The organism is Sphingobacterium sp. SGL-16 (assembly GCF_011043515.1).
Classification (GTDB): Bacteria; Bacteroidota; Bacteroidia; order Sphingobacteriales; family Sphingobacteriaceae; genus Sphingobacterium; species Sphingobacterium litopenaei.
The window spans coordinates 1-1045 of record NZ_JAAKGQ010000115.1; the positions used below are offsets into that span (position 1 = coordinate 1).

2 protein-coding genes are annotated in these 1045 nt (G+C 36.7%); both read left to right on the forward strand.

All coding sequences use genetic code 11. From position 1 onward, the window contains the following. On the forward strand, window positions 1-493 hold a 493-nt coding region (locus G5B32_RS16895; protein WP_165292663.1), incomplete at its 5' end, for a hypothetical protein. Window positions 494-552: 59 nt separating this feature from the next. Further along, window positions 553-1045 (forward strand): ATP-binding protein (locus tag G5B32_RS17415; protein ID WP_165292664.1); only part of this gene is annotated, 493 nt, incomplete at its 3' end.

A 1045-nucleotide genomic window follows, 5' to 3' on the forward strand; every position in this document is an offset into this window, starting at 1 on the left:
TCATGGCAAATTACACATTGCAGAGCTCTCAGGAAAAGAAATCTGCGTACATGAAGTATCAGCTTTAAAAGGGAAAAAGATCATTCTGCGTACTCATGGCCGTAATATGGAGCCAAAGATAACAGAGCTGATTTATCAAACCGCTTCTTTATTCGAAAATATAGAAAAAGCACAGCTGTGGCTAATTGCGATAAAACTTCATAAAAAGAGATATATACGAGATCAGATACAAATGATTGAGCGTGTCATAGAAAACAATAATCCGCTTGATATATCACGTGCATTAGATTACGTTCATACTAATAATATACTAAGTGCAACGGACTTTAAAGCTTATCTAGATTATATCCGCTCAGAAAAAACTCATAAACCGGAACTAGAAACCAAAATTATCAGGCTTAACCCACTTTCAGCAAGCAATAACACCCAAATGGAACTAGAACCTCAGAAAAGTGATTTAACTGATTATGAATTACTTTTTGGTAACAACTAATAATATCCCTGTCGGTAATACGGCAGGGAAAAACTAATAACTCTACTAAAATAATAACAATGGAAAATCAAAAACAACTGGTAAAACAACTTTGTTCAGACTTCAGAATCTCAGCGGTTGCTGCAAATTTGGATCAAATAATAGCTACAGCTGAAAGTGAAGACATTGGCTACCTAGAACTCCTAACAAGATTGTTGAAAGCAGAGCAGCAACATCGCCAACAAAGAGATGAAGTTAGACGTATGAAATCTGCTTCACTTCCCCGTAATAACGATTTATCAAACTATGATGCTAAACGTAATGGACTTACTGATAAAAGACTAGCCACACTTAGAGAGCTTAACTGGATAGATCAACTCTTTAACTTAGTTCTTATGGGACCAAGTGGTACAGGAAAAACAATGCTAGCGGCAGGATTGGCTAAGGATGCTGTAAAGGCCGGGTATCATGTATACTTTAGAACTATGGAAGAAATAGTCTCTACCTTAAAAACCAAGGACTTCGTACGTTCGCAAACAGCAGAATACAAAAAGATGGTACGAGCCAACCTAA